At 55.4% G+C, this 26520-nt stretch carries 22 protein-coding genes; 14 read left to right on the top strand and 8 right to left on the bottom strand.

Translation table 11 applies throughout. The annotated features are described in order from the left end of the window. Positions 1 to 67 precede the first annotated feature (67 nt). The gene (locus STH12_RS12665; RefSeq protein WP_126167864.1) at positions 68 to 412 is read right to left on the bottom strand and encodes a DUF3634 family protein; all 345 of its coding nucleotides are present in this window, start codon (positions 410 to 412) and stop codon (positions 68 to 70) included. Positions 413 to 555: 143 nt separating this feature from the next. Between STH12_RS12665 and STH12_RS12660 the strand changes: the two genes are divergently transcribed. Beyond that, positions 556 to 738, top strand: coding sequence for a hypothetical protein (locus tag STH12_RS12660; RefSeq protein WP_126167863.1), 183 nt, complete (start codon positions 556 to 558; stop codon positions 736 to 738). Between the two features lie 77 nt (positions 739 to 815). On the opposite strand, the gene STH12_RS12655 is transcribed toward STH12_RS12660, so the two are convergent. The 4 genes from STH12_RS12655 to aptA form a co-directional block, all read right to left on the bottom strand. Beyond that, complete coding sequence (locus STH12_RS12655; protein ID WP_126167862.1) at positions 816 to 1544, bottom strand: TorF family putative porin; 729 nt, start codon at positions 1542 to 1544, stop codon at positions 816 to 818. Between the two features lie 109 nt (positions 1545 to 1653). Next, on the bottom strand, positions 1654 to 2019 hold the full coding sequence (locus STH12_RS12650; protein ID WP_126167861.1) for a cupin domain-containing protein: 366 nt from the start codon (positions 2017 to 2019) through the stop codon (positions 1654 to 1656). A gap of 40 nt (positions 2020 to 2059) precedes the next feature. Then, positions 2060 to 3550 carry a CoA-acylating methylmalonate-semialdehyde dehydrogenase gene (locus STH12_RS12645; RefSeq protein WP_126167860.1) on the bottom strand — a complete coding sequence of 497 codons (1491 nt, stop codon included), beginning with the start codon at positions 3548 to 3550 and terminating at the stop codon, positions 2060 to 2062. Positions 3551 to 3582: 32 nt separating this feature from the next. Beyond that, complete coding sequence (gene aptA, locus STH12_RS12640; protein WP_126167859.1) at positions 3583 to 4923, bottom strand: omega-aminotransferase AptA; 1341 nt, start codon at positions 4921 to 4923, stop codon at positions 3583 to 3585. A gap of 429 nt (positions 4924 to 5352) precedes the next feature. Between aptA and STH12_RS12635 the strand changes: the two genes are divergently transcribed. Next, positions 5353 to 6849 (top strand): aldehyde dehydrogenase, encoded by a 1497-nt coding sequence (locus STH12_RS12635; protein ID WP_126167858.1) that lies wholly within the window; start codon positions 5353 to 5355, stop codon positions 6847 to 6849. 77 nt (positions 6850 to 6926) lie between these two features. On the opposite strand, the gene STH12_RS12630 is transcribed toward STH12_RS12635, so the two are convergent. After that, positions 6927 to 8234: an NAD(P)/FAD-dependent oxidoreductase gene (locus STH12_RS12630; protein WP_126167857.1), complete on the bottom strand. Its 1308-nt coding sequence runs from the start codon at positions 8232 to 8234 to the stop codon at positions 6927 to 6929. Between the two features lie 299 nt (positions 8235 to 8533). On the opposite strand from STH12_RS12630, the gene STH12_RS12625 reads away from it, so the two are divergent. The 12 genes from STH12_RS12625 (at position 8534) to STH12_RS12570 (ending at position 23789) form a co-directional block, all read left to right on the top strand. Further along, on the top strand, positions 8534 to 9082 hold the full coding sequence (locus STH12_RS12625) for a cupin domain-containing protein (RefSeq protein ID WP_126167856.1): 549 nt from the start codon (positions 8534 to 8536) through the stop codon (positions 9080 to 9082). A 392-nt stretch (positions 9083 to 9474) separates the two neighbouring features. Beyond that, complete coding sequence (locus STH12_RS12620) at positions 9475 to 10239, top strand: gamma-glutamyl-gamma-aminobutyrate hydrolase family protein (RefSeq protein ID WP_126167855.1); 765 nt, start codon at positions 9475 to 9477, stop codon at positions 10237 to 10239. A 4-nt stretch (positions 10240 to 10243) separates the two neighbouring features. Then, positions 10244 to 11599 carry a glutamine synthetase family protein gene (locus STH12_RS12615; protein ID WP_126167854.1) on the top strand — a complete coding sequence of 452 codons (1356 nt, stop codon included), beginning with the start codon at positions 10244 to 10246 and terminating at the stop codon, positions 11597 to 11599. 51 nt (positions 11600 to 11650) lie between these two features. Beyond that, on the top strand, positions 11651 to 13033 hold the full coding sequence (locus STH12_RS12610; protein WP_126167853.1) for an aspartate aminotransferase family protein: 1383 nt from the start codon (positions 11651 to 11653) through the stop codon (positions 13031 to 13033). A 173-nt stretch (positions 13034 to 13206) separates the two neighbouring features. Beyond that, positions 13207 to 14307: a polyamine ABC transporter substrate-binding protein gene (locus tag STH12_RS12605; RefSeq protein ID WP_126167852.1), complete on the top strand. Its 1101-nt coding sequence runs from the start codon at positions 13207 to 13209 to the stop codon at positions 14305 to 14307. Between the two features lie 114 nt (positions 14308 to 14421). Continuing rightward, entirely contained in the window at positions 14422 to 15558 is a 1137-nt protein-coding gene (gene potA, locus STH12_RS12600) for a polyamine ABC transporter ATP-binding protein (RefSeq protein ID WP_126167851.1), read from the top strand. Continuing rightward, positions 15555 to 16466, top strand: a complete 912-nt coding sequence (locus STH12_RS12595; RefSeq protein WP_126167850.1) for an ABC transporter permease subunit — start codon at positions 15555 to 15557, stop codon at positions 16464 to 16466. The genes potA and STH12_RS12595 overlap by 4 nt, the downstream gene beginning before the upstream one ends. After that, positions 16463 to 17278 (top strand): ABC transporter permease subunit, encoded by an 816-nt coding sequence (locus STH12_RS12590; protein ID WP_126167849.1) that lies wholly within the window; start codon positions 16463 to 16465, stop codon positions 17276 to 17278. Before STH12_RS12595 ends, STH12_RS12590 begins: the two co-directional genes overlap by 4 nt. Before the next feature lie 176 nt (positions 17279 to 17454). Next, positions 17455 to 18741 carry an NAD(P)/FAD-dependent oxidoreductase gene (locus STH12_RS12585; RefSeq protein ID WP_126167848.1) on the top strand — a complete coding sequence of 429 codons (1287 nt, stop codon included), beginning with the start codon at positions 17455 to 17457 and terminating at the stop codon, positions 18739 to 18741. 48 nt (positions 18742 to 18789) lie between these two features. Beyond that, on the top strand, positions 18790 to 20232 hold the full coding sequence (gene gabD, locus STH12_RS12580) for an NADP-dependent succinate-semialdehyde dehydrogenase (RefSeq protein WP_126167847.1): 1443 nt from the start codon (positions 18790 to 18792) through the stop codon (positions 20230 to 20232). 21 nt (positions 20233 to 20253) lie between these two features. Then, complete coding sequence (gabT, locus tag STH12_RS12575; RefSeq protein ID WP_126167846.1) at positions 20254 to 21531, top strand: 4-aminobutyrate--2-oxoglutarate transaminase; 1278 nt, start codon at positions 20254 to 20256, stop codon at positions 21529 to 21531. 137 nt (positions 21532 to 21668) lie between these two features. Next, a complete protein-coding gene (locus tag STH12_RS12570) occupies positions 21669 to 23789 on the top strand; it encodes a methyl-accepting chemotaxis protein (protein ID WP_126167845.1) in 2121 nt (706 codons plus the stop codon). A 58-nt stretch (positions 23790 to 23847) separates the two neighbouring features. Here the strand turns inward: STH12_RS12570 and STH12_RS12565 are convergent, their stop codons facing one another. Together STH12_RS12565 and azu are read right to left on the bottom strand one after the other, a co-directional pair. Beyond that, on the bottom strand, positions 23848 to 25713 hold the full coding sequence (locus STH12_RS12565; RefSeq protein WP_126167844.1) for an MOSC N-terminal beta barrel domain-containing protein: 1866 nt from the start codon (positions 25711 to 25713) through the stop codon (positions 23848 to 23850). A 159-nt stretch (positions 25714 to 25872) separates the two neighbouring features. Then, positions 25873 to 26325, bottom strand: coding sequence for an azurin (azu, locus tag STH12_RS12560; protein ID WP_126167843.1), 453 nt, complete (start codon positions 26323 to 26325; stop codon positions 25873 to 25875). Positions 26326 to 26520: the final 195 nt, after the last annotated feature.

Below are 26520 nucleotides of genomic sequence, written 5' to 3'. Positions count from 1 at the left end.
ACGCTGGCAGAAAAACGAAAACGCCGACCCTAAGGTCGGCGTAATGGCCGTGATTCTATTAAGCGTGTCAGAGGCTTTGTTTGCTGTGGTCGACCGATTTACGATCGTACAGCTCAAACGGAAACAGATTGCGGATCCGCTGGGCAACGCTGTCGGCCACGTTAGCTGAGATGTGCAGTCGCACATCGCCGGCGCGCTCGGCCCTGATGGTGCCGGTAAGTTTTTCAGACTTGGCCAGCTGACGGCATTCCCGCTCGAACTTCTCCGGGATCTTGCCCTTGTGGCTGGTCATACGGCCATCTTTGAAATGGATTTCAAAGAGTGTCAGGCCTTTTTTATTGCTGAACACCAGTCGATACAGAATATAGATACCAATAGCAATAAACAAAATTTTCAGGAGGTTAGCGGTCATATCATCTTCCCTTGCCGTTTTTGTTTAAGATACGCCTTAAGTTATCGTCTGAAAAGTGGCCCAGATCGCATTTGTCAGCTTGAGAAAAGCAGGCTTGGGCACTACATTTTGCTGTAGGAACACTGCCCGTTAAGGATGACGATATGCCGCTTACCAACGCCCGCGATTGGTCACTGATGTGTGACAAACAAGCCAAACTGATTGAAAGCATGCGCAGCCATTTTCCAGAGCGCCATGAGCCGCTGACTGAACTCAGTCGTCATTGGCGGGAACTTAAGCAGCTGCTCGACAGTGGTGCCATTCCACGGATGACGGATGTGAAATAGCGCCAATCCGATACAGGCAATAAAAAACCGCCAATAAAGGCGGTTTTTTTGTGGCGGGAAGGGAGAAAGACCGGGGCTTAGAAAGCGTAGCTTACGCTTGCCAGCACAGTGCCTTCACTGTTGAACAGGTCATCTTTGATGGTCACGTCACTGTCGATGTTGTTGTCCAGCCAGGCCAGAGACAGACCAAAGCCAGCCACTTCGGTGGACACACCGATGGAGTAATCGATAAAGCTGTCACCGAAGCCGAAATCTTCATCTTCAATGGCATCGCCGAAGTTGTTACCTACGTGCAGATCCAGGCTCCAGTTCTCGGCAAATTCCCAGCTATAGTTCAGCTCGAGGTAGTGGTAATCGTAGTCTGAACCACTGTAGTCATTGGTGTACCAGTAGGCCGCACGGAAACCGTGGAAATCGGCGCCTATGGTGCCTTCAAAGTAGTCGTAGTCGCTGGTTTCACCGAAGTAGTTGTAGCGATACAGGGTCACATCAAATGACAGATCGTCATTTACTTCGTGGTAGTAACCGGCGTAGATATCCAGTTCGATGTTGGTGTCATCATCGGGACCGAAGTCAACGTTACTGGCCCAGGCACCAACAAAGAAACCTGAGTCTGCGGAGTAGTCGATGCCACCGGAAACCTGCAAACCGCTGTCGGTTTGAGAGATGCCACGGAAGCGGTAGTCGTTGGCAATGCCCACTTCACCGGTCAGTTCGCCGGCATTGGCCAGGGGTGACAGCAGCGCACCTGTCAGAAGGATCCCAGTCAGCTGTGCAAGCTTGTTTTTATTGAAATATTTATCCACGCTTGATTCTCCATTTTACTTTTGTTGACAGGGACGACGCCGAGGCGTCCGTCCTCATTGATTGCCAAACATCAGCACAGGGCTGCGACCTCATGGCGGGTTTTACAAATCAGTTTTGCTCAAAAATTACATAGACCTTTTTGCAATGTTCAACCACTTCCCATGTGCCTTGAAAACCGGCGGGGATAACGAACTTGTCTCCAGCCTCCACGGTCAGACTGTTACCGTCTGCGTCGCGGATGATGCTGCACCCCTCGAGGATGTCACAATATTCGTGTTCAGTATAGTTGACATTCCATTTGCCGCCAGCACTTTGCCAAATCCCCACATGAAACTGGCTGCAATCACTGGAATAATGATTGGTAAGTGCTTGTTCAGGATTGCCCTCTATTCGCTTTTCTTCGGCGAGAAAGTAGCGCTCCGTTTCGGTTTTTGCATTGGAAAAGTGTTGAATATCTTTGACCGAGATAGCCATTTTTGACTCCAAAAGGGGCGCACAGGCGCCCCATCGGGTTTTACTTCATGGTTGGCATAACAAACTCTGCGGCGAGTTGTTTGCCCTGAGGCCAACGTGCGGTGATGGCCTTGCGCTTGGTATAGAAGCGCACGCCATCCGGGCCATGCATATGCAGCGGGCCAAACAGTGAACGCTTCCAGCCGCCGAAGCTGTGGAATGCCATTGGCACGGGAATGGGCACGTTTACCCCTACCATGCCTACCTGAACGTGATGGCAGAAGTGGCGTGCTGCTTCGCCGCTCTGGGTGAAGATGGCCGTGCCGTTACCAAACTCATGCTCGTTTACCAGTTGCAGGGCGCTGGCGTAGTCTGGCACTCGCACGATACAGAGCACTGGGCCGAAGATTTCTTCTTTATAGATAGTCATCTCGGGAGTGACCCCATCGAACAGGCAGGCGCCGAGGAAGTAGCCATTGGCCTTGTCTTCCATCGACAGCGTACGGCCATCGACCAACAGCTTGGCACCTTCACGGACGCCCGCTTCCACATAGCCTGAAACCTTGTCCAGATGCTGGGCCGAGATCAGCGGACCCATTTCCATTTCAGGAGTCAGACCATTGCCCACCTTGAGGGCTGCAATCTTGGGCAGCAGTTTTTCCACCAGGGCATCACCCACGTCGCCCACAGCCAGTACCACAGAAATCGCCATACAGCGCTCACCGGCTGAGCCGTAGGCGGCGCCCATCAGCGCATTGACCGCCTGATCCAGATCCGCATCCGGCATTACCAGCATATGGTTCTTGGCGCCGCCAAGGGCCTGCACCCGCTTGCCGTGGGCGGAGGCGGTGGCATAGATATACTCGGCGATAGGCGTGGAGCCGACGAAGCTCACCGCCTGCACATCTTTATGGGTCAGCAGGGTATCCACGGCTTCTTTGTCGCCGTTAACCACGTTGAACACACCATCTGGCAGACCGGCTTCTTTGAGCAGCTCGGCAATGCGCATCACTGAGCTTGGGTCTTTTTCAGACGGCTTCATGATAAAGGTGTTGCCGCAGGCGATGGCGATGGGGAACATCCACATGGGTACCATCACCGGGAAGTTGAACGGGGCAATACCGGCCACCACACCCAGCGCCTGATTCACGGCCCAGGCGTCTACGCCGGTGCCCACCTGAGCTGTGTGCTCGCCCTTGAGCAAATGCGGAATACCGCAGGCAAACTCCACCACTTCTAGGCCACGGATAAGCTCGCCCTTGGCATCATCCAGCACCTTGCCGTGCTCGCGGGTGATAAGCTCGGCCAGTTCATCCATATTGGCTTCAACCAGCGCCTTGAACTTGAACAGAATGCGGGCGCGGTTAAGCGGGGTCATCTGTGACCAGCTCTCGAACGCGGCCTTGGCGACGGCGATGGCGTCGCTCACTTCCTGGGCACTGGCCAGTGATACTTCGGCGCGTGCTTCACCGGTGGCGGGTTCAAATACTGATTGGGTACGGGCGCTCTTGGCAGTGTGCTGACCGTTTACAAAATGAGTAATGCTTTGCATGGTTATCTTTGGCTACCTATTAATTCTGTTTTTCAGCCGATGGCCTTGATGGCATCTGCCAGGGTATTGATCATCTGGTCGATATGTTGCTTTTCGACAATCAGTGGTGGAGACATGGCGATGATGTCGCCGGTCACACGCACCAGGGTGCCGTTCTTAAAGCAGTGCTCGAACACCTTGTAGCCGCGACGGCCAGGGCCTTCGGCGTTGGGGGCGAGCTGCACGCCAGCCACCAGACCTATGTTGCGGATGTCAATCACATTGGGCAGATCTCTGAGGCTGTGGACGGCATCTTCCCAGTAGCCTTCCAGCTCTTTGGTGCGCTCAAACAGTTGCTCTTCTTTATAGATATCCAGGGTGGCCAGCGCGGCGGCGGCGGCTACCGGGTGTCCCGAATAGGTGTAACCGTGGAAGAATTCAATCAGCTCTTCGGGGCCGGTCATGCAGGCATCATGTACATCCTGACTCACGAACACAGCGCCCATGGGGATGGCACCGTTGTTCAGCGCCTTGGCGGTGGTCATCAGATCCGGTGTTACTCCCCAGCGCTGGGAAGCAAAGGCGTCGCCCACACGGCCAAAGCCGGTAATAACTTCGTCGAAAATCAGCAGGATGCCGTACTTCTGTGTGATGTCACGCAGACGCTTGAGGTAGCCAGCAGGAGGCAGAATTACGCCGGCGGAGCCTGACATGGGTTCCACAATCACCGCGGCGATGTTCTCTGGGCCGTGGAGAGTGATCAGCTGCTCAAGCACTTCGGCCTTTTCCAGACCATGGGCCGGGAAGCCGCGCGAGAACGCGTTCTTGGCAATGTCCAGCGTATGGGGCAGGTGATCCACACCCTGCAGCAACTGCTGGCTGAAGGTGCGGCGGTTGTTGCCGATACCGCCAACGGAGATGCCACCAAAGCCTACGCCGTGGTAGCCGAGTTCGCGGCCAATGAAACGGGTACGGGTGGGTTGGCCATTGGCTCTGTGGTAGGCCAGGGCCATTTTCAGCGCTGTATCGACAGACTCACTGCCAGAGTTGGTAAAGAAGATGCGGTTCAGACCAGCCGGGGCTATCTCGGCGAGGCGGCTCGCCAGCTCAAACGCGAGCGGGTGGCCCATTTGGAAAGACGGCGCATAGTCGAGCTCGCGGATTTGGCGGCTGACCGCTTCGCTGATCTTCTGTCTGCCGTGGCCTGCGTTGCAGCACCAGAGGCCGGCAGTGGAGTCGAGTACGGGCTTGCCGTCAACGTCTTTATAAAACATCCCTTCGGCACCAGCCAGCAGTCGTGGGCTGGCCTTAAACTGGCGGTTTGCCGTGAACGGCATCCAGTAATGCTCAAGGGATGGTGTGTCGTGTCCTGTAGATGCGCTGATGTCGATCATACATTTACCTTGATCCTGATGATTATATGGGTTTTGGGGTGGTTAATATTCGCTATGCTATGTCAGAAATAATGAACATGGAATACCTTTGTGCATTTATTTGTGCCAAAAAAGCTGCTTTTGTAAAAAATATTGAAATAAGTAAGGGCTGCGCGTAATCTGGCACCAAAGGCTTTTGCGCCTCCCTTTTGAGAGGGGATCCGGCGCAGGGGCGTAAATCCCCGCACTTTTACTGCTGTTTGGTTGCAGTTCCTCTATAAATAGCTGCAACGCCACTTATATAGAGCACAAGACATAAGTGCTCCGCCGGTGGGCAGCAGCTGGCGTAGGGTGGCGAGCCAACGCCTTGGGCGGAACGCAGACGTGATGCCGCGTCTGACAATCGGTAAACATTAATAAACATAATAATCAAGTGGATACGAGGTCATCATGAGTACACCCCAGAGCCGCAGCGAGTGGGAAGCACTGGCACAGCGTCTTGAGATCAATGGCAAAGCCTTTATTAACGGCCAGTATTGCGATGCCGTGGGCCAGGAAACCTTCGAGTGCATCAGTCCGGTTGATGGCCGGGTGCTGACTCAGGTTGCCAGCTGCCAGCAGGCCGACGCGGATCTTGCCGTGGCCAATGCCCGAGCGACCTTTGAGTCGGGCGTGTGGTCACAGCAGTCGCCGGTGAAGCGCAAGCAGGTGATGATCCGCTTTGCCGATTTGCTGGAAGCCAACGCCGATGAGCTGGCACTGCTCGAAACCCTCGATATGGGTAAGCCCATTGCCCATTCCAAAGCCGTGGATGTGGCTGGAGCCGCCCGCGCCATTCGCTGGTCCGGCGAGGCTATCGACAAGATTTATGATGAGCTGGCGCCAACCCCCCATAACGAAATCGGCATGATCACCCGGGAGCCCGTGGGTGTGGTGGCCGCTATCGTGCCCTGGAACTTCCCAATGCTGATGGCCTGCTGGAAGCTAGGCCCTGCGCTGGCTACCGGTAACAGCGTGGTGCTAAAGCCATCTGAAAAGTCGCCGCTGACCGCCATTCGCATGGCGCAGCTCGCCAAAGAAGCCGGTATTCCCGATGGGGTGCTGAACGTGCTGCCGGGCTTTGGCCATACCGTGGGGCAGGCGCTGGCGCTGCACATGGATGTGGATACTCTGGTGTTTACCGGCTCAACCAAGATTGCCAAGCAGCTGATGGTGTATGCCGGTCAATCGAACATGAAGCGCGTGTGGCTGGAAGCGGGCGGCAAGAGCCCCAACATAGTGTTTAACGATGCGCCGGATCTGCAGGCCGCCGCCGAAGCCGCAGCGTCTGCCATTGCCTTTAACCAGGGTGAAGTGTGTACCGCCGGTTCCCGTCTGCTGGTGGAGTCAGGGGTGAAGGATGAGCTGCTCAAACTTATCGTCAAAGAAATGGAAGCCTGGCAGCCGGGTCATCCGCTGGACCCTGCCACCACTTGCGGTGCCGTGGTGGACAAGCAGCAGCTCGATACCGTGCTCAGCTATATTAAGGCTGGCCACGATGAAGGTGCCAAGCTGGTCTGTGGCGGTGAGCGCAAGCTTGAGGAAACCGGTGGCGTGTATGTGGCGCCCACGGTATTCGATGGTGTGACCAACCAGATGAAAATCGCCCGTGAGGAGATCTTCGGCCCTGTGATGTCGGTGATTACCTTCGATGGCATGGATGAAGCCGTTGCCATTGCCAACGACACCATCTATGGCTTGGCCGCCGGTGTCTGGACTTCGGATATCAGCAAGGCCCACAAGACCGCCAAAGCGCTGCGCAGCGGCATGGTGTGGATTAACCACTATGATGGCGGCGATATGACAGCACCATTCGGTGGCTATAAGCAGTCCGGTAACGGCCGTGACAAGTCGCTGCATGCCTTTGAAAAGTACACCGAAGTCAAAGCGACCTGGATAGCGCTGTAACACGGCTGACTTTCAGACATAAAGAAACCCGCCAATCGGCGGGTTTCTTTTTAGTTACGCATTGATATGGAAGCTAATCAGAAGATGTCCATAAAGCGGTGGTACAACATGCCAGCCGCCAGCAGCGGTGAGCGCAGCGCTGGGCCACCCGGGAAGGTCATGTGCTTTACCTTGGCAAACACATCGAAGCGCTCTGTATTGCCGGCGATTGCTTCAGCCAGCAAACGTGCCGCCATATGGGTAGCATTCACGCCATGGCCGGAATAGGCCTGGGCAAAATAGATGTTGGGCGCATCCGGCAGGGTACCAAGCTGAGGCAGACGGTTGGCGCCAATGCCAATCATACCGCCCCATTGATAATCGATACGCACACCTTTGAGCTGCGGGAAAACCTTTTCGAGATTGGGGCGCAGTGCCGCCTCAATATCGGCAGGATCTTTGCCTGAATAGGTGCACAGGCCGCCAAACAGCAAGCGACCGTCGCTGGAGAGGCGGAAGTAGTCCAGGGCGATACGCATGTCGGCGAATGACATATTTTTCGGAATGATTTGCTGGCACATCTCCGGCGACAGTGGCTCGGTGGCGAGCAAATAGCTGCCTGCGGGCAGTACCTTACCGCCCACGTATGGCTCAAGCTTGTGACCAATGTAGGCGTTACCCGCCAGCACCAGTTGGTTGCAGCTGACTTCGCCGCGCTCGGTCAGTACCTTGGGCTTATCGCCCTTGATGATTTTGGTGGCGGCGCTGTATTCAAAAATCTGCACACCCAGTTCGCGGGCCACTCTGGCTTCACCCAGGGCAAGGTTCAATGGATGTAAATGGCCGCTGCCCATGTCCATCAGTGCGCCCTGATAGCAATCAGAGCCTATCACTTCACCTATGTCAGCCTTCTCCAGCAGCTTGAGTTCGTGGCGATAACCTACCGATTGAAGATGCTCCAGCTCTTCAGCCAACTCCTTCATATGGCGGGGTTTTACCGCCAAATCACAGTAGCCCATGGTCAGGTCGCAGTCGATGTTGTGGGCCGCAACCCGTTCACGCACAATATCCACCGCCTCAAAGCCCATCTGGGTGATGGCGTCCACGCCTTCCTGGCCGATATCGTTTTTAAACTGCTCCAGCCCATGGCCAATGCCGCGGATAAGCTCGCCGCCGTTGCGGCCAGAGGCGCCCCAGCCGACCCGTTTGGCTTCCAGCAGAGCTACGCTGAACCCTTTTTGCGCCAGTTCAATGGCCGTATTCAGGCCACTGAATCCACCACCCACAATGCAAACGTCCACCTCCAGTGCACCGTCCAATACAGGATACTGATATATCTCTTTGGCGGTCGCAAAATAGAAGGATTCCGGGTACTTGTCGCTGTGTATGGGTGAATTGTTTGCCATAAGGGCTCCGACACTGGTTTTTATTGTAAATTGGACTTGTCTCTGTATACTCATCACACTTTTTGCGGATTAATTTACAGTGTTCGTTTTATTTAACATGCAATGCCGCTAGAATACAATCTGTATCTGCGCCTTCCTTTCGGAGACGCTTGTGCCTATAGGTAGCTCAGATACTTGAGTTTGCTTGATAAATTACAGTTTTCGAACATGGGGTTTCTTGGCAGAGCTCAGGTTCGGAATACACAATTTGCACTTTATCTGCTGTGCAGATAACTGAACCTGTTTGGGGGGTGACAAATTTGGATATCGGAGCCAGTCTCAAAGCTGTTCGAAAAATGAAAGGCTTGTCCCAGCGTGAGCTGGCCAAGCGTGCCGGTGTAACCAACAGCACCATCTCAATGATTGAGAAAAACAGTGTGAGCCCTTCTGTCAGCTCGCTGAAAAAAGTGTTGTCAGGCATACCCATGTCGCTGGTTGAGTTCTTCTCGATTGGTGATTCGGCATCGGCAGAACAAAAAATCGTATACCGCGCCAACGAGCTGTTGGATATAGGTACCGGACCACTGGAGTTTAAACTCATTGGACGGGACTATCCCAATCGCGCCATGTCAGTGATGAGCGAAACCTATCCGCCAGGCGCGGATACCGGTGAAGAGATGCTTAAGCACGTGGGCGAAGAAGCGGCGCTGGTCATTTCGGGCAAGTTTGAACTGACTGTCGGCGACGATGTATTTGTCCTCGAAGCAGGCGACAGTTATTACTTCAACAGCGAACTGCCACACAGATTCAGAAATCCCTTCGACGAACCCTGTCAGCTGGTGAGTGCCACTACCCCGGCAAACTTCTGATGTGATTATCCACTGCGGCCCTTACCGGGCCGCAGTCGTTTCTGCCTTCCGTTAATCTTCCCCCAGCCCGCGATTTGGCTGCATTTTAAACATCAATGTAAATAATTTTAACCAATCTGAGCCCAAAGCCTCGCCACGCCTGAGCCCCGCTCGCCGTCATGCTCCCGCCTCGTATCAAGGTCAATTTGTATCAATATTTTCAACAAATCTAACTGCTACTTATTCTAAGTTTATGAATTTGCTTGGTTAAAAATTTGTTGGATTAAAAGTGGTTCGAACTGAGGGAACGGCTATTGCCTCGTTCAATATTTCGGTGTACTGTGTGAAAAAATGAACGCCATGTTTGAGGGCGATCACAAAACTCAAACATTGACCCACATGCAAGGTGAAGTATGTCTGACGCCACGATACCCGTGATTGGTGTCTCTGCCTGCAATGCCCCACTGGGATTGCAAACTTTCAATATCGTAGGAGAAAAGTATTTATTGGGTGTGATCAACGGGACAGGCGGTTGGCCTCTGATCATTCCCTCCGTCGGTGAAGGTATACCGATGTCGGTGATACTGGAACGCCTGGACGGCATTCTTTTTACCGGTTCGCCCTCCAATGTAGAGCCCCATCATTATGCGGGGACTGCGAGCGAGCCGGGTACTCACCACGATCCTCGTCGTGACGCCACCACACTGCCACTGATCAGAGCGGCGATTGCCGCCGGTGTGCCAGTGCTGGGAATTTGTCGCGGCTTTCAGGAAATGAATGTGGCCTTCGGTGGCAGCCTGTATCAAAAGCTCCACGAAACAGGCAAATACATGGAGCACAGGGAAGACAAACAAGCACCGCTTGAGGTGCAGTATGGTCTGGCCCATACGGTTACCCTGGAGCCCGGGGGGGTGATTTTTGAAGCCTGGGGCCGCAGCTCGGCGGAAGTTAATTCCGTCCACACTCAAGGCGTTGAGCGCCTTGGAAACGGGTTGCGGCCAGAAGCGTATGCTCCGGATGGCTTGATTGAAGCCTTTTCCGTAAAAGAAGCCACAAATTTCGCCCTTGGCGTGCAGTTTCACCCTGAATGGAAGGTAGCCGACAATGCATTTTATCTGTCGATTTTCAAAGCCTTCGGTGACGCGTGCCGACGCAGGGCCCAAGACCGAGTGAGATAACAAGATGGAAAAGCTAATCGCGTTTTTGAAAGAAAAGAAAATTACCGAAGTGGAATGCGTCATCAGCGATATGACCGGCATTGCCCGTGGCAAAATCGCCCCGGTAGACAAGTTTATTGCTGAGCAGGGCATGCGTCTGCCTGAAAGCGTGCTGCTGCAGACAGTGACCGGCGACTATGTTGACGACGACACCTACTATGAATTGCTGAACGAAGCCGACGTCGACTTTTTGTGTGTACCCGATGAAAACGCCGTGTTCGAACTGCCTTGGTGTGTGGAAGCCACCGCTCAGGTGATCCACGACGTGTACGATCGCATGGGGAATCCCATCGAACTGTCGCCACGTAACGTACTGAAAAAAGTGCTTAAGCTTTATGAGGACAAAGGCTGGGAGCCTGTGATTGCCCCCGAGATGGAATTCTATCTGGTGGCGCGCAATGGGGATCCTGATCTGCCGTTGAATCCGCCTCTGGGACGTTCCGGCCTTCCGGAAGCCGGTCGTCAGTCGTTCTCTATCGATGCTGCCAACGAATACGACCCGCTGTTTGAAGACATGTATGAGTGGTGTGAGGCCCAGGGCCTGTTTATCGACACCCTGATCCACGAAGACGGCCCGGCGCAGATGGAAATCAACTTCAGCCACGGCAATGCGCTGTCGCTGGCCGACCAGGTGTTTGTGTTTAAGCGTACCCTGCGTGAAGCGGCGCTCAAGCACAATGTATGTGCCACCTTTATGGCCAAGCCGGTGACCAACGAGCCAGGCAGCGCCATGCACATTCACCAGAGCGTAGTGGATAAAAAGACCGGCAAGAACATCTTCACCAAAGAAGACGGCACCAAGAGCGCCAACTTCCTCGGTTTCATCGCCGGTCTGCAGCGCTACATTCCCGAGTTTCTGCCATTGATGGCGCCCAGCGTGAACTCGTTCCGCCGCTTCCTGCCCGGCACTTCTGCGCCGGTAAACCTGGAGTGGGGCGAAGAGAACCGCACCTGTGGTCTGCGTATTCCTGAATCATCGCCGCAGAACCGCCGCATCGAAAACCGTATTCCAGGCGCCGATGCCAACTGTTATCTGGCCATTGCCGCGAGCTTGCTGGCCGGTTACATCGGTATGGTGGAAGGCCTTAAGCCAACCAATCCTGCCCTTGGCCGCGCTAACGAGAGCCGTACTGCTGAAGCTAACCACCTGCCACTGACTTTGGAAGAGGCACTGGTGGCGCTGGGTGAGAGCGATGCAGCACGTAAATATCTGGGTGATGCCTTCACCACCGGCTTTGTGGCGGTGAAGCAGGCGGAACTGGAAAACTTCAGGCGCGTGGTCAGTGCCTGGGAGCGTGAATTCCTGCTGTTGACGGTATAACAAGCACAACGAGCCGGGGCTTGCCCCGGCATTGAAAGGGGAAGGGCGAAGATGCAACAACAAAAGCAACATCACATCGGCGCACTGCAGGAGATGGATGCCAACCATCATCTGCATCCATTCACAGACACAGCCGATTTGGCGCAGCGTGGCACCCGCATTATCGAGCGTGCCGATGGCGTCTATATCTGGGATGCCGAAGGCAACAAACTGCTCGACGGTATGGCCGGTCTCTGGTGTGTGAATGTGGGCTATGGCCGTGAAAGCATTGCCAAAGCTGCCTTTACCCAGCTCAAAACCCTTCCTTTTTACAACAACTTCTTTCAGTGCACCCACGAACCGGCCATCAAGCTGGCGGCCAAGATTGCCGATCTGGCACCTGGGCACATGAACCGGGTGTTCTTTACCGGCTCGGGCTCCGAAGCCAACGACACCAATCTGCGGATGGTGCGCCGTTACTGGGATCTCAAAGGCAAGCCCGGCAAGAAAACCATCATCAGCCGCAAAAATGCCTATCACGGCTCCACCGTTGCCGGTGCCAGCCTTGGCGGCATGGGGTTTATGCATCAACAGGGCGACCTGCCCATTCCCGGCATAGTACATATCGACCAGCCTTACTGGTTTGGCGAAGGCCGTGATATGTCACCCGAGGATTTTGGCATCAAAACGGCCCGGGCACTGGAGGCCAAAATCCTTGAGCTTGGCGAAGACAAGGTTGCAGCCTTTATTGCCGAGCCATTCCAGGGGGCCGGTGGCGTAATCATTCCGCCAGCAAGCTACTGGAATGAAATAAAAAGCATTTTGGCAAAGTACGATATTCTGTTTATTCTGGACGAAGTGATCAGCGGCTTCGGCCGAACCGGTAACTGGTTCGCGGCGCAAACGCTGGATCTCAAACCCGATTTAATCACCATCGCCAAAGGCATGACCTCAGGGTATATCCCCATGGGCGGGGTGATTGTGTCCGATCGGGTGGCCGATGTGCTCGTCACTGAGGGCGGTGAATTTGCCCACGGCTTTACCTACTCGGGCCATCCGGTTGCCGCTGCGGCGGCGCTGGAAAATATCCGCATTCTCGAAGAAGAAGGCTTGGTGGACAAAGTAAGACAGGATACCGGCCCCTACCTGCAGGACAAGCTGCAGACACTGGCGGCTCATCCTTTGGTGGGCGAAGTGCGCGGCATGGGCATGGTGGGGGCTATCGAACTGGTGGCAAATAAGGACACCCTGGCCAGATTTGATAACGAAATCGGTGCCGGAATGCTGTGCCGTGAGGCCTGTATTGCCAAGGGTTTGGTTATGCGTGCTGTGGGTGACACCATGATAATTTCGCCGCCACTTTGCATCAGCCGCGATGAGATTGACGAACTGATTTTTAAAGCAAGTCAGGCACTTTCACTGACGCTTGAGAAGATTGCAGCTCAGGGTAACTGAGTGCATATTAAAAGCCTGCCAATGAGGTAAAAGAGGTACTGGGCAGCAGCAACTGCCGATGCAGTTTTTCAGGTTGTAGCATTGGTCCTAACAATAAAACTAAAGCCGGCCGCGCCGGCGACACAATCAGAGTAATTGGCTTTCAATTACGGCTACCTGCAAAAGGAGATAGCATGAAGTTATTACAAAAAATGACCGCTCTGGCATTGGCGACCGCCGGAATTATGGGCAGCGCTGTGGTATCGGCCGAAGAAGTGGTTCGGGTGTACAACTGGTCTGATTATATTGCCGAAGACACCCTGGAAAACTTCCAGAAGGAAACCGGCATTCGCGTGATCTACGATGTGTTTGACACCAACGAAGTGCTGGAAGCCAAGCTGCTCTCCGGTCGCAGTGGTTATGATCTGGTGGTGCCTTCTGCGCACTTCCTCGCCAAGCAGATCAAAGCCGGCGCCTTTATGAAGCTGGACAAGTCCAAGCTGCCAAACGAAAAGTACCTCAACAAAAACCTGATGACCCAGCTGCAAAAGAGCGATCCGGGTAACGAGCACGCTGTGCCTTACCTGTGGGGCACCACCGGCATCGGTTTCAACGTGGCCAAGGTAAAAGAAGTACTGGGCGAAGATGCGCCAGTGGATTCATGGGAACTGATTTTCAACCCAGCCAACGCCGAGAAACTGGCCAAGTGCGGTATCGCAGTGCTGGATTCTCCTGATGAAATCCTGCCACCTGCACTGAACTATCTGGGTCTGAACCCTAACAGCACCGACCCTGCCGACTATGAAAAAGCCGGTGAAGTTCTGCTGAAAATTCGTCCATATTTGAAGTATTTCCACTCTTCACGCTACATCTCAGATCTCGCCAACGGCGAAATCTGTGCTGCTATCGGCTGGTCCGGTGACGTGCTGCAGGCTCAGGCCCGCGCCGAAGAAGCCGGTAACGGTCAGGAAGTGGATTACCGTATCCCTAAAGAAGGTGCACCACTGTGGTTCGACATGATGGCGATTCCAGCCGATGCCGCTAACCCAGGCAATGCGCACGCCTTCATCAACTACCTGATGCGTCCTGAAGTGATTGCTTCCATCAGTAACTACGTGGCTTATGCCAACGCCAACGATGGTTCAACCCCTATGCTGGACGAAGAAGTGGCCAAGAACCCTGCTGTGTACCCATCAGAAGAAACACTCGCCAAGCTGTACCTGGGTGAAGTGCGTCCAATGAAGACCCAGCGTGCCATGACCCGCATCTGGACCAAGATCAAGTCTGGTCAGTAATCGACATTTGGGGCAGCGGATGGCTGCCCCACCTTTGACTCTATATTGCACAAGTAAACCGAGTTCCAGAAGGCCGGAGGCTCGTTCTGGCGCAGTTTGGAATGGAGAAGTATTATGGCTATGACCTCGGGCGTCACCAACAAACCAACGACAAAGACGCAGGAAGAAGTACTGCTCAAAATTGAGCGGGTAAGCAAGCTGTTTGACGATGTTCGCGCCGTAGATGACGTGTCGCTGACCATCAATAAAGGAGAGATTTTTGCATTGCTCGGCGGCTCAGGCTCGGGCAAATCCACCTTGCTGCGGATGCTGGCAGGCTTTGAAAGACCCACCGAAGGACGCATTTTCCTCGACGGTCAGGACATTACCGACCTGCCGCCCTACGAGCGTCCCATCAACATGATGTTCCAGTCTTATGCGCTGTTCCCTCACATGACTGTGGAGCAGAACATTGCCTTTGGTCTGAAGCAGGACAAGCTGCCAAAGGACGAAATTGCCCAGCGGGTGCAGGAAATGCTCAAGATTGTGCATATGGAGCAATATGCCAAGCGTAAGCCGCACCAGCTTTCCGGTGGCCAGCGTCAGCGTGTGGCTTTGGCCCGTTCTCTTGCCAAGCGCCCCAAACTGCTGCTGCTCGACGAGCCCATGGGCGCTCTGGATAAGAAACTCCGTACCCAGATGCAGCTCGAAGTGGTTGAAATTCTTGAGCGTGTAGGCGTGACCTGTGTGATGGTTACCCACGATCAGGAAGAAGCCATGACCATGGCGGGCCGTATCGCCATCATGAGCGACGGCTGGATTGCCCAGGTAGGCAGCCCCATGGACATCTATGAGAGCCCCAACAGCCGCATGATTGCCGAATTTATCGGTACCGTGAACCTGTTTGATTGCGAAATCATCGAGGATGAGGCAGACCACGCCATTTTGCAGTCGCCCACCTTGCCGCAGCCGTTCCTGATTGGCCACGGTGTAACCACCAGTCTGGAAGACAAGCATGTGTGGCTGGCGGTTCGCCCCGAGAAGACCCACATCAGCCGCGAGCAGCCTGAAGGTCAGTACAACTGGGCCAAGGGCAAGGTACATGACATTGCCTATCTTGGCGGTCTGTCGGTGTATTACATCAAGCTGGAAGACGGCAAAATCATCCAGTGCTCCATGACCAACACCGAGCGCCGTGCGGATCATCCCACCTGGGAAGATGAAGTCTACATCAGCTGGGAGGCCACCAGTGGCGTGGTATTGAGATCATGAGCAAACGAAAGAAAGGTTTTCGCTTTGCCATTCGTGGCAGGCACTTTACCCTCGGCTTTCCCTTCCTGTGGCTGACTCTGTTCTTTGCACTGCCATTTGCGATTGTGCTCAAGATCAGTTTCTCCACCGCAGCGATTGCCATTCCGCCCTACGAGCCCACGTTCACCTATGCGGATCAACTGCTGAATGTGGCGCTGAACCTCGGCAACTATTTGTTGCTGTTGGATGACGCGCTCTATTACACGGCATATCTTGGCTCGCTGAAAATGGCATTAGTGGCAACCCTCGGCTGTTTGCTGCTGGGCTACCCCATGGCCTATGCCATCGCCCGGGCGCCGGTGAAGATGCAGACGGTATTGCTGCTGCTTATCATGCTGCCGTCATGGACCTCGTTCCTTATCCGTGTGTACGCCTGGATGGGCCTGCTGGCTGACACCGGCCTTATCAACAACGTGCTCTTGTGGCTTGGGGTGATTAGCGAGCCGCTGAAGATAATGAACACCAACATCGCAGTATACATAGGCCTTATCTACGCCTACCTGCCGTTTATGGTGCTGCCGCTGTACGCCAACCTGGTGAAGATGGACGTGAGCCTGCTGGAAGCTGCGGCGGATCTCGGTTCCCGAAGCATTAACACCTTCTGGCAGATCACCTTGCCACTGTCCAAAGGCGGTGTGATTGCCGGCTCCATGCTGGTGTTTATTCCGTCTGTGGGTGAGTTCGTTATCCCTGAGCTGCTCGGCGGCCCGGACTCGCTGATGATAGGTAAGGTGTTGTGGCAGGAGTTCTTCAACAACCGTGACTGGCCGGTCGCCTCGGCGCTGGCGATAGTGATGCTGGGACTTTTGATTATCCCCATTACCCTGTTCCATCATTATCAGGCCCGTGATTTGGAGAAAGAGGCATGAAAAAGCTGAGTTTTTCTACCGTGATGTTGTGGTTGGGGCTCATCTTCCTTTATGCCCCTATGTTTATCCTGATTTTCTACTCCTTCAACGCGTCCAAGCTGGTGACCGTGTGGGGCGGATTTTCGGCCAAATGGTATGTGGAGCTGTTTAAGGATCAGCAAATTCTCGATGCGGTTTGGACCAGCCTTGAGATTGCCTTCCTGTCGGCCTCCATGGCGGTGGTGCTGGGCACTATGGCGGCGTTCGTGATGACCCGTTTTCGCCGCAGCTGGGCCAAGTTGTCACTGTCGAACATGATCACAGCGCCACTGGTAATGCCAGAGGTGATCACAGGTCTGTCGCTGCTGCTGTTGTTTGTGCACATGGCCGACCTTATCGGCTGGCCTGCCGAGCGTGGCAGACTCACCATTTGGCTGGCGCACTCTACCTTCTGTGCCGCCTATGTGGCCGTGGTGGTGTCGTCCCGCCTGCGTGAACTGGACATGTCGATAGAGGAAGCGGCAATGGATTTGGGGGCTACGCCACTCAAGACCTTCTTCCTGATCACTGTGCCCATGATTGCGCCAGCGCTGACCGCAGGCTGGCTGTTGTCCTTCAGCCTGTCACTGGACGACCTGGTTATCGCAAGCTTCGCCTCCGGCCCTGGTGCGACCACGTTGCCGATGGTGGTGTTCTCCTCGGTGCGTCTGGGGGTATCGCCCAAGATCAACGCCTTGGCGACCCTGATCATCCTTGCGGTATCGCTGATGGCTTTCCTGTCCTGGTACTTTGCCCGCCGGGCGGAGAAAAAGGCCAAGGCCGCCATGGAATAGTGCCTGGAGGCGCTTGGATTAACCTGCAAACGGTCGCTTCGGCGGCCGTTTTTATTTGTTTAATATATTCAACAAATATGCAAAATATTCGGCAAATACGGCTAGAGTTTCCCTTGTCGAAGGTGTAGGATGGTTCCGTTGTTTAAAATAATGAACATAAGAAAGAAGGAAGCATCATGTCTGCTACACCTCATACCGAGTCCTACTATGCCGCTTCCGCCAATGACACCCGCATTCGTCCTCGTCTTGAGGAGCATCTTGAAACCGACGTGTGTGTTATAGGCGCAGGCTATACGGGTCTGTCCTCGGCATTGCATTTGCTTGAAAGTGGTTTCAAGGTCGTGGTTTTGGAGGCCGCCCGAATTGGTTGGGGCGCCTCGGGTCGCAATGGCGGCCAAATCGTTAACAGCTATAGCCGAGACATTGATGTCATTGAAAAAACTGTTGGCAAGGAAAAGGGCAAGCTGTTCGGTGAGATGGCATTTGAAGGCGGTCGCATCATTCGCGAGCGCATCGAAAAATACAATATCGACTGCGATTTGAAAAACGGTGGCGTGTTTGCCGCACTGAACCAAAAACAGATGGGCCACCTCAAGGCGCAAAAGGCGCTGTGGGAAGCTCACGGCCACACTGAACAGCTGGAAATTCTCGACGAAGCCGGTATTCGTAATGTGGTAAATACTGAGCGCTACGTCGGCGGTATGCTGGACAAGAGCGGTGGTCACATTCATCCGCTGAACCTGGCCCTCGGCGAAGCTCGTGCGGTGGAAAGCCTCGGCGGTAAAATCTTTGAAGACTCAGCTGTGCTGGATGTGGTGGAAGGTGAGCCTGCCATCGTTAAAACCGAGTTCGGTCAGGTAAAGGCCCGCTTTGTGGTGGTGGCCGGTAACGCCTATCTGGGCAAACTGATGCCTGAGCTGATGGCCAAATCCATGCCGTGTGGTACCCAGGTGATCACCACCGAACCCCTGAGCGATGAGATGGCAAAGAGCCTGCTGCCTCAGGATTACTGCGTTGAAGACTGTAACTACCTGCTGGACTATTTCCGTCTCTCCGGCGACAAGCGTCTGATTTACGGTGGCGGCGTGGTATACGGTGCCCGCGACCCGGACAACATCAAGTCCATCATTCTGCCGAAGATGCTGCAAACCTTCCCGCAGCTGAAGGATGTGCGTATCGACTTTACCTGGACAGGTAACTTCCTGCTGACGCTATCGCGTCTGCCTCAGGTAGGCCGTATCGGCAAGAACATTTATTACTCCCAGGGCTGCAGTGGCCATGGTGTGACCTACACCCACTTGGCCGGCAAGCTGATTGCCGAAGTGCTGAACGGTCAGGCGACCCGCTTCGATGCCTTTGCCGCGCTGCCCCATTATCCGTTCCCCGGCGGCCACGCGCTGCGGGTACCTTTCAGCGCCCTGGGCGCCTGGTACTACACGGTTCGCGATAAGCTGGGTATCTAACAGCATTAACGGCGCAAGCGCCCAGTAACAAGTATCAAGGAGTCAGCTGTGCAGCTCAAACGTCCTTCACTTTTGAAAACTCAGTGTTATCTCAATGGCGAGTGGCGCGATGCCCTGTCGGGCGAGACGGTAACCATTGCCAATCCGGCTACCAACGAGGCTATCGCCGATGTGCCCGTGATGGGCCGCGATGAAACCCGTGAGGCCATCGCTGCTGCCGAAGCTGCGCTGCCGGCCTGGCGCGCGCTCACCGCCAAAGAGCGCGGTGCCAAATTGCGCCGCTGGTATGAGCTGATGCTGGAAAACGCCGACGATCTGGCGCTGATGATGACCACGGAGCAGGGCAAGCCGCTTGCTGAAGCAAAGGGTGAGGTGGTGTATGCCGCATCCTTTATCGAGTGGTTTGCCGAAGAGGCCAAGCGCCTTTACGGCGATACCATCCCGGGTCACCAGGGCGACAAGCGCATCATGGTGATTAAGCAGGGCGTGGGTGTTACTGCGGCCATTACCCCGTGGAACTTCCCGGCAGCGATGATAACCCGTAAGGCGGGCCCTGCGCTGGCTGCGGGCTGCACCATGATTGTGAAGCCTGCGCCGCAGACGCCGTTCACCGCGCTGGCGCTGGCTGAGCTTGCTGAAGAAGCGGGTATTCCACCAGGGGTATTCAGTGTGGTTACCGGCGATGCGGTGGCCATCGGTAACGAGCTTTGCGAAAGCCCTGTGGTGCGCAAGCTGTCGTTTACCGGTTCAACCGGTGTTGGCATCAAGCTGATGCAGCAGTGCGCGCCAACCTTGAAGAAAGTCTCGCTGGAGCTTGGTGGCAACGCGCCCTTTATCGTGTTTAACGATGCGGATCTGGATGCAGCCGTTGAAGGCGCCATGATTTCCAAATACCGCAACGCCGGTCAAACCTGCGTTTGTGCCAACCGTCTCTATGTGCAGGACGGTGTGTACGATGCCTTCGCCGAGAAGCTCGCCGCTGCTGTGGCCAAGCTCAAGGTCGGCAATGGCGCCGAGCCTGGCGTGACCACAGGCCCGCTTATCAACGCAGCCGCACTTGAGAAGGTGCAGGGCCATCTGCAGGATGCGCTGGATAAGGGCGCGACCCTGGTTGCCGGTGGCAAGCCGCTGGGTGGCAACTTTATGGAACCTGCGATTGTGACCAACGTGGATGCCAGCATGAAGGTGGCCCGCGAGGAAACCTTTGGCCCTCTGGCACCGCTGTTCCGTTTCAGCGATGTAGACGATGTGATTCGTCAGGCTAACGACACCGAGTTTGGCCTTGCAGCCTACTTCTATGGCCGTGATATCTCCCTTATCTGGAAGGTGGCCGAGGCGCTGGAATACGGCATGGTGGGCGTGAACACCGGGCTTATTTCCACCGAAGTGGCCCCCTTTGGCGGCATGAAATCATCGGGTCTGGGCCGCGAAGGCTCCAAGTACGGCATCGATGAGTATGTAGAAATCAAATATATCTGTCTGTCGGTGTGACCGGCGAAACAGGAGTACCCTATGAGCTTGACCAATGATTCATTGATGGTTCGTCGCCGCGCTGCTGTAGCCGGTGGCGTTGGCCAAATCCACCCTGTGTTTACCGAGCGTGCCGAAAACGCCACCGTGTGGGACGTGGAAGGTCGTGAGTATATCGACTTTGCCGGCGGCATTGCGGTGCTGAACACAGGCCACCTGCATCCCAAAGTGAAGGCCGCCGTGGCCGAGCAGCTGGATAAGTTTTCTCACACCTGTTTTATGGTGCTGGGCTATGAAAGCTACGTGTCAGTATGTGAAAAGCTGAACCAGCTGGTGCCCGGTGACTTCGCCAAGAAGTCGGCCCTGTTCACCAGTGGCTCGGAAGCCGTGGAAAACGCCATTAAGGTGGCCCGCGCCTACACCAAGCGTGCCGGTGTGATTGCCTTTACCTCCGGCTACCATGGCCGCACCATGGCGGCGCTGGCGCTGACCGGCAAAGTGGCGCCATACAGCAAGGGCATGGGGCTGATGCAGGCCAACGTGTTTCGCGCCGAATACCCCTGTGAACTGCACGGGGTGAGCGAAGACGATGCCATGGCGTCTATTGGGCGTATTTTTAAGAACGACGCCGAGCCAAGCGACATTGCCGCTATCATCCTCGAGCCTGTCCAGGGCGAGGGCGGTTTCTACGCCGCAACCCCAAGCTTTATGAAACGTCTGCGCGAGCTGTGTGACCGCGAAGGCATTATGCTGATTGCCGACGAAGTGCAAACAGGCGCTGGCCGTACCGGCACCTTCTTTGCCATGGAGCAAATGGGCGTTGCTGCGGACATCACCACCTTCGCCAAGTCGATTGCCGGTGGCTTCCCGCTTTCTGGTATTACCGGCCGCGCCGAGGTGATGGATGCCATTGGCCCCGGTGGCCTTGGCGGCACCTACGGCGGCAGCCCACTGGCCTGCGCCGCAGCGCTTGCTGTGATTGAAGTCTTTGAAGAAGAAAAACTGCTGGAGCGCGCCAACGCCATTGGCCAGACCATCAAGTCTGCCATCGGTGAGCTCGCCAGCCGTTATTCGCAAATCGCCGAGGTGCGTGGTCTGGGTTCCATGATTGCCATTGAGCTGATGGAAAACGGCAAGCCTGCCCCTGAGTATTGCCCGCAGGTACTCACCGAGGCCCGTAATCGCGGCCTTATCCTGCTGTCGTGCGGTACCTACGGTAACGTGCTGCGGATTTTGGTGCCCATCACGGCGCCGGATGAGCAAATTCAGCGCGGGCTGGAGATCATGGCTGAGTGTTTCGAGGCCGTACTCGGCAAATAATCTCAGCAACAAAGGCGGCCCATCAGGGGCCGCCTTTTTGTTGGATTAAATGATGTTATTGCGCAAGGTGTTACAGGGCAGGGAAGCTCATACCGACTATACTCAGACATGCCTTTTTTGGATTTTTGGGGAAAACCATGAAAAGACTTCCTTTGCGTCAGAAGCTGCTTTGGATGACCTCGGCACTGTTTCTGGCCACAGTGGCGATTATGTCCGTCAGCCTCTGGACCACATTGTCTGCCGATACCGAGGCACTTTCCAGTGAGGTCGACGATGCCCTCAATAATGAAATTCGTGCCAAGCTGACCGCCAGCGCCGGTCGCTACGGCGAGAAAGTAGCCGCCTTTATCAACGAGGCCTACCGCATTCCCTATTCGTTTTCCGCGATGATGGAAGACAGTGCCCTGAGTCAGGGTATGAGCCGTGAAGCAGTGCAGTCGGCAGTGGGCGCCATTTTGCAAAAAAACCAGCAGATATCGTCCATGTATTCCCAGTTTGAGCCCAATGGGTTTGACGGCCGAGACAGCGACTTTACCGCCCCGGGGCTGATGCACTCGGTGGCGGATGTGGGCACGCTGGAAGTGTATTTTTACCGCAATGACGATGGCAGCATTACCCAGCAGCAAGTGGAAGATGCCAGCGAAAAATACGTCGATACCCTCAATGAGTTTGGTCTGCGCGAGGCCGAGTGGTACCTGTGTGCCAAAGACACCGGCAAGCCCTGCCTGATGGAGCCCTACCTCTACGAAATCTCACCCGGCAACAATATGCTGATGACGTCGCTCACAGTGCCTATCATGCGCAGTGGCCGTTTCCAGGGCGTGGTTGGGGTTGACCTTAACCTGCCGGTGTTTCAAAAGCTGATTGAGGAGCTGTCTGCCAGTCTCTATCAGGGCAAGGCCAAGGTGACTTTGCTGTCCGGCAAAGGGCTGGTTGTGGCGGCGAGCCACTATGACAAAAAAGCGCGGCCGCTGTCGGAGTCCATCGACAATGCGCTGGCACAGCAGATCCTGGCGCTCGGCAAGGGAAGTGGTTACTTACTGAATGACACCAGTCTGATAGTGGGTTACCCCATTGAGATCCCACTGTCGGGCAGCCAGTGGCTGCTCAGCATTGAGGTGCCCCGCGAGATTGCCTTTGCCAGTGCCGACAAGGTCCACGACAGCATGGAGGCCATGGCATCGGGTATGGGCCGGTTCGTGTTGCTGCTGGGTATTGCGGTGGCGGCCGTGGCCGTGGTGCTGATAGCCCTGTTTATTCGCAGCATTGTGGCGCCTATTCAGCAAATTCAGCAGCGGGTAAGCCAGCTTGCCAGCGCCGAAGGGGATTTGACCCAGACGCTGAAAGTGGAGGAGCATGCCGAGCTGATTGCCCTTGGCGATGGCTTTAACGCCTTTATCGGCAAGCTTCACGGGCTTATCAGTGACCTTAAGTCGGTAGCCACTGAATCGCGCCATGAGAGTGAGGCAACCGCCCGTATTGCCGATGAAACCAAGCAAAGCGTAAACCGTCAGTACAGCGAAATCGAAAGCGTGGTCACCGCGGTAAACGAGATGAGCCACACCGCCCATGAGGTGGCCAAGGCGTCTGAGCAAACTGCGTCTGAGTCGTCGGCAATGGCATCGCAGGTGAAGCAGAGTCAGGATAGTCTCACCGAAGCGGTGAAACTGGTTTCCACCATGGCCAATGAGTCTCAGCAGGCGAAAATTGCTGTGGGCAAGGTGGCCGACAGCAGTACCAATATCAGTAAGATTTTGGAAGTGATCAGTGCGATTGCGGCGCAAACCAACCTGCTGGCGCTGAACGCGGCTATTGAAGCGGCCCGCGCCGGAGAGCAGGGAAGGGGCTTTGCGGTGGTGGCCGATGAGGTTCGTTCGCTGGCATCCAAAACCCAGGCTTCAACCGATGATATTGGCCGCTTGATTGATGCGCTGCAACAAGAGGTCAGTGGTGCCACCAACATTATTGACAATGGGGTGGAGTTGGCCGAACAGGCCACGGCACAAACCGAGCGGGCATTTGAAGCGCTGTCATCCATGGTGGAGCGGATTAATGAAATCTCCAATCAGGTGACTCAAATTGCCACCGCAGCCGAAGAGCAAAGCTCAGTCACCGAAGAGGTTAGCCGTAACATTACCGGCATTTCCGACTCGGCAGCCGAACTGATGCAGCTTGCCGAACGAGCCCGTGAAAGCAGTGAAAGCCTGGCCAAACTGGTGGGGCGCCAGGATAGTGAACTGGCCAAACTTCGTACCTGACGTCATTGTGCACAAAAAAGGCAGCCACCGGGCTGCCTTTTTCAATTGGCGTTTGCACTTAACTTAAGCTGATGTCCACATCGTCCACCGGCACAGCGCAGCAGGCCAGAATCAGCCCCGCGTTTTGCTCGGCTTCCGATAAGGCTTCGGCTTTGTGCTGCACCACCTCGCCACTGACGAGCCTGCATTTACAGCTGCCGCAGATCCCGGCGCGGCAAGACCAGGGGATGCTGATGCCCTGCGACTCGGCCTGAGCCAGCAGGCTGGTTTGGTTGTTGCCTTGAAACGCCTTGCCCGCGATGCGAATGCTGACGGATTTCTCTTCTCTGGCAGCAGGAGCTGCCAGGCCGCCAAAGCTTTCGGTGTGGATTTGGGTCTGGGATATTCCCACTGCCTGCAACTGGGCTTCCACATGTTGCATAAAGCCAACGGGCCCGCAAATATAGGCTTCGGTGATGGTGAGTTGATGCTCAAGCCTGGCGATGCTGTCTGACTCGTGAGCAAACCAGCGACCACGATTCCCTTGCCAGCTGTCATCAGCCTTGGTCAGCCAAATTTCCAGCGTCATGCCACTGGCGGCGAGTTCCTCTAACGCTTCGGCTTCCGGGATGTCCTCCTGGCTGCGGCATTGATGGATAAAATGGATATGAGACAGTGGCTTGGCATCAGTTGTTGCGCCGCCTTGTTGAGTGGCCTTCAGCAGTGCGGTGCGGGCCATGGCCAGCATGGGGGTGATCCCTGAGCCTGCGCTGATAAGCAGCAGTGTTGTGCCAGCCCTGGGGCTGAAACGCCCTTCGGGGCGTCCGCAGAGCAGAGTGCCCCCAATCGCCAATTCGTCATGCAGCCAGTTGGAAATATGCCCGCCTTCGGTGCGTTTTACTGCGATATGATACAGGCCGTCCCCCGGTGCATGGGTCAGGCTGTAGCGGCGGATGTGGCGCTCACCATCGATGTCCACGGCAAACACCAAATGCTGGCCCGGCAGGAATCCCGGCAGTGGCTTTTCATCGGCGGCTTTGAAGGAGAAGGCACAGAAATCACGGGCAATGACGCGTTTCTCGGTGAGGATTAGCGCGCGTTTTGCCGGGGCCAGATTGCGATAGTGTTCACTCTCCTGGGTTTCCAGTACCTCAATAACATCGTCTTCGTGGATGGTGCCTTCGTTCAGGGCTATCAAATTCTGGCCAAAGTTGACATCGCCATTGGCACTTTTGCGAAACTTGCTCAGGGTCGAGAGTGGTTCACCCTGGGGATGGAAGCGGGCGGTGCCGGGCTGCACCGTGGTCATTACGCAGCGACCACAGGGCTTGGCCACATCGAACTCGACCTCGCCAATACGAATACGCTTCCAGCTGTCTTCTTCGAAGGCGCTGGTGCCACTGACCACCAGATTGGTGCGAAACTGGCTCATCTGGCTGATGGCGTCGGACCGTAAATTGAGATCGTCAAGCGAGGCTTCACTGATAAGCAGCAGTGGATAGCCGTCGGCAAAGCTGACTCGGGTGCCGAGCTTTTCGCGGTAGCGGTCGGAGGTTTCGCCAAGCCATAAAAGCTGTGCACTTTCGCCTAAAATGGAGGACACCCAGGCATCGGCAAGTGGATGGGTGGCCAGGCCATTGAAGCTGTCCTTCCAGACCTGGGTTGCTACCTGGGTGCGTTGAAAGGCCGATGCCTGCAAACGCAGATCCGGCTTGCCGGTAAACCTGAGCCAGAGCTCGCCGGACTGAATGGCCTCGTCGGTTCCAAGGGGCTGGATCTGTTGCAGTAACGGATGAGTACGGGCGGTAATGAACTCACCATTTGGCCGCACCACCATAAAGCGGCGATCCCCGGCCAGGCCTTCTTTGCAGACCCGCGCCTGAGACAGCCGCTGCGCGGCCATGGACTTGACCGGATAGATATGGATTTCACTGAGTTTCGCCATTGGCCTTCTCCCTGCATCGGCGGCAAAAGGCTCACTATATACGTTTCGCGGGCAAAACAGCAGCCGTGAAGCGGGGTTTGAGGACGTGGTCGGGCAGCGTGTGTTATAGCTTGCAGCAAAAAAGGGGCTCAGGGCCCCTTTGGCGTCGTTAAGGCGTTCTCAGGGAGTGATGACGAAACTGCCCTGCATGATGGCCCAGTGGCCGGGGAAAGAGCAGAAGAAGCGGTAGGCCTCAGCGGGCGCCAGGCCTTCCAGGCTGAAACTGACAGAAGTGGACTCGCCGCCGCCCACCAATGCCGTGTGAGCCAGCACCCGGGTATCATCGGCCTTGATGTAAGCCGCGTCGGGGCCAGCTGCCATGCCGTCGGTAGCGACCGCCTGTACATCGGCAGCTTTGGTTAGCACCCAGTTATGGCCCATGGCTGTTTTGGGCAGGGTACCTGTGTGGGTCAGGGTCAGAGTGACTTGTTTGCAGCTGGCCGGAACCGTCAGCTCCTGTGCACTGAATTGCATGGCGTCGTTGGCGCTGATGCTGAGTTCGCAGTCGGAGGCAAAAGCCGGTGCTGCCAGGGTGCTGCTGCCAAGCAGCAAAGCCAGAGTGAAGTGTCGCATACGCTTATCCTTTTTTGAGTTATCGGTAGGATAATAGCAATTGACCTCATGCAAATGGGAATTATTTACATTTGTTATCTGAGCTGGTACGACCTTGGTTCGCCTTAATCGTTAAGCGGACTTTTGATGCTTTGAAAATGTGCGGCCTATGTTAAAGTATCGCCACCTGCCAACAGCAGGTGAATGAATCATAAG

Source organism: Shewanella khirikhana (assembly GCF_003957745.1).
GTDB lineage: Bacteria > Pseudomonadota > Gammaproteobacteria > Enterobacterales > Shewanellaceae > Shewanella > Shewanella khirikhana.
This window is presented reverse-complemented; position numbering and strand designations above follow the sequence as displayed.

Excerpts from the sequence above, each read along its gene's own strand:
- STH12_RS12665 (WP_126167864.1), bottom strand. The coding sequence starts at position 412 with ATGACCGCTAACCTCCTGAAAATTTTGTTTATTGCTATTGGTATCTAT.
- STH12_RS12660 (WP_126167863.1), top strand. The coding sequence starts at position 556 with ATGCCGCTTACCAACGCCCGCGATTGGTCACTGATGTGTGACAAACAA.
- STH12_RS12650 (WP_126167861.1), bottom strand. The coding sequence starts at position 2,019 with ATGGCTATCTCGGTCAAAGATATTCAACACTTTTCCAATGCAAAAACC.
- STH12_RS12645 (WP_126167860.1), bottom strand. The coding sequence starts at position 3,550 with ATGCAAAGCATTACTCATTTTGTAAACGGTCAGCACACTGCCAAGAGC.
- aptA (WP_126167859.1), bottom strand. The coding sequence starts at position 4,923 with ATGATCGACATCAGCGCATCTACAGGACACGACACACCATCCCTTGAG.
- STH12_RS12635 (WP_126167858.1), top strand. The coding sequence starts at position 5,353 with ATGAGTACACCCCAGAGCCGCAGCGAGTGGGAAGCACTGGCACAGCGT.
- STH12_RS12630 (WP_126167857.1), bottom strand. The coding sequence starts at position 8,234 with ATGGCAAACAATTCACCCATACACAGCGACAAGTACCCGGAATCCTTC.
- STH12_RS12620 (WP_126167855.1), top strand. The coding sequence starts at position 9,475 with ATGTCTGACGCCACGATACCCGTGATTGGTGTCTCTGCCTGCAATGCC.
- STH12_RS12615 (WP_126167854.1), top strand. The coding sequence starts at position 10,244 with ATGGAAAAGCTAATCGCGTTTTTGAAAGAAAAGAAAATTACCGAAGTG.
- STH12_RS12610 (WP_126167853.1), top strand. The coding sequence starts at position 11,651 with ATGCAACAACAAAAGCAACATCACATCGGCGCACTGCAGGAGATGGAT.
- STH12_RS12605 (WP_126167852.1), top strand. The coding sequence starts at position 13,207 with ATGAAGTTATTACAAAAAATGACCGCTCTGGCATTGGCGACCGCCGGA.
- potA (WP_126167851.1), top strand. The coding sequence starts at position 14,422 with ATGGCTATGACCTCGGGCGTCACCAACAAACCAACGACAAAGACGCAG.
- STH12_RS12595 (WP_126167850.1), top strand. The coding sequence starts at position 15,555 with ATGAGCAAACGAAAGAAAGGTTTTCGCTTTGCCATTCGTGGCAGGCAC.
- STH12_RS12590 (WP_126167849.1), top strand. The coding sequence starts at position 16,463 with ATGAAAAAGCTGAGTTTTTCTACCGTGATGTTGTGGTTGGGGCTCATC.
- STH12_RS12585 (WP_126167848.1), top strand. The coding sequence starts at position 17,455 with ATGTCTGCTACACCTCATACCGAGTCCTACTATGCCGCTTCCGCCAAT.
- gabT (WP_126167846.1), top strand. The coding sequence starts at position 20,254 with ATGAGCTTGACCAATGATTCATTGATGGTTCGTCGCCGCGCTGCTGTA.
- STH12_RS12570 (WP_126167845.1), top strand. The coding sequence starts at position 21,669 with ATGAAAAGACTTCCTTTGCGTCAGAAGCTGCTTTGGATGACCTCGGCA.
- STH12_RS12565 (WP_126167844.1), bottom strand. The coding sequence starts at position 25,713 with ATGGCGAAACTCAGTGAAATCCATATCTATCCGGTCAAGTCCATGGCC.
- azu (WP_126167843.1), bottom strand. The coding sequence starts at position 26,325 with ATGCGACACTTCACTCTGGCTTTGCTGCTTGGCAGCAGCACCCTGGCA.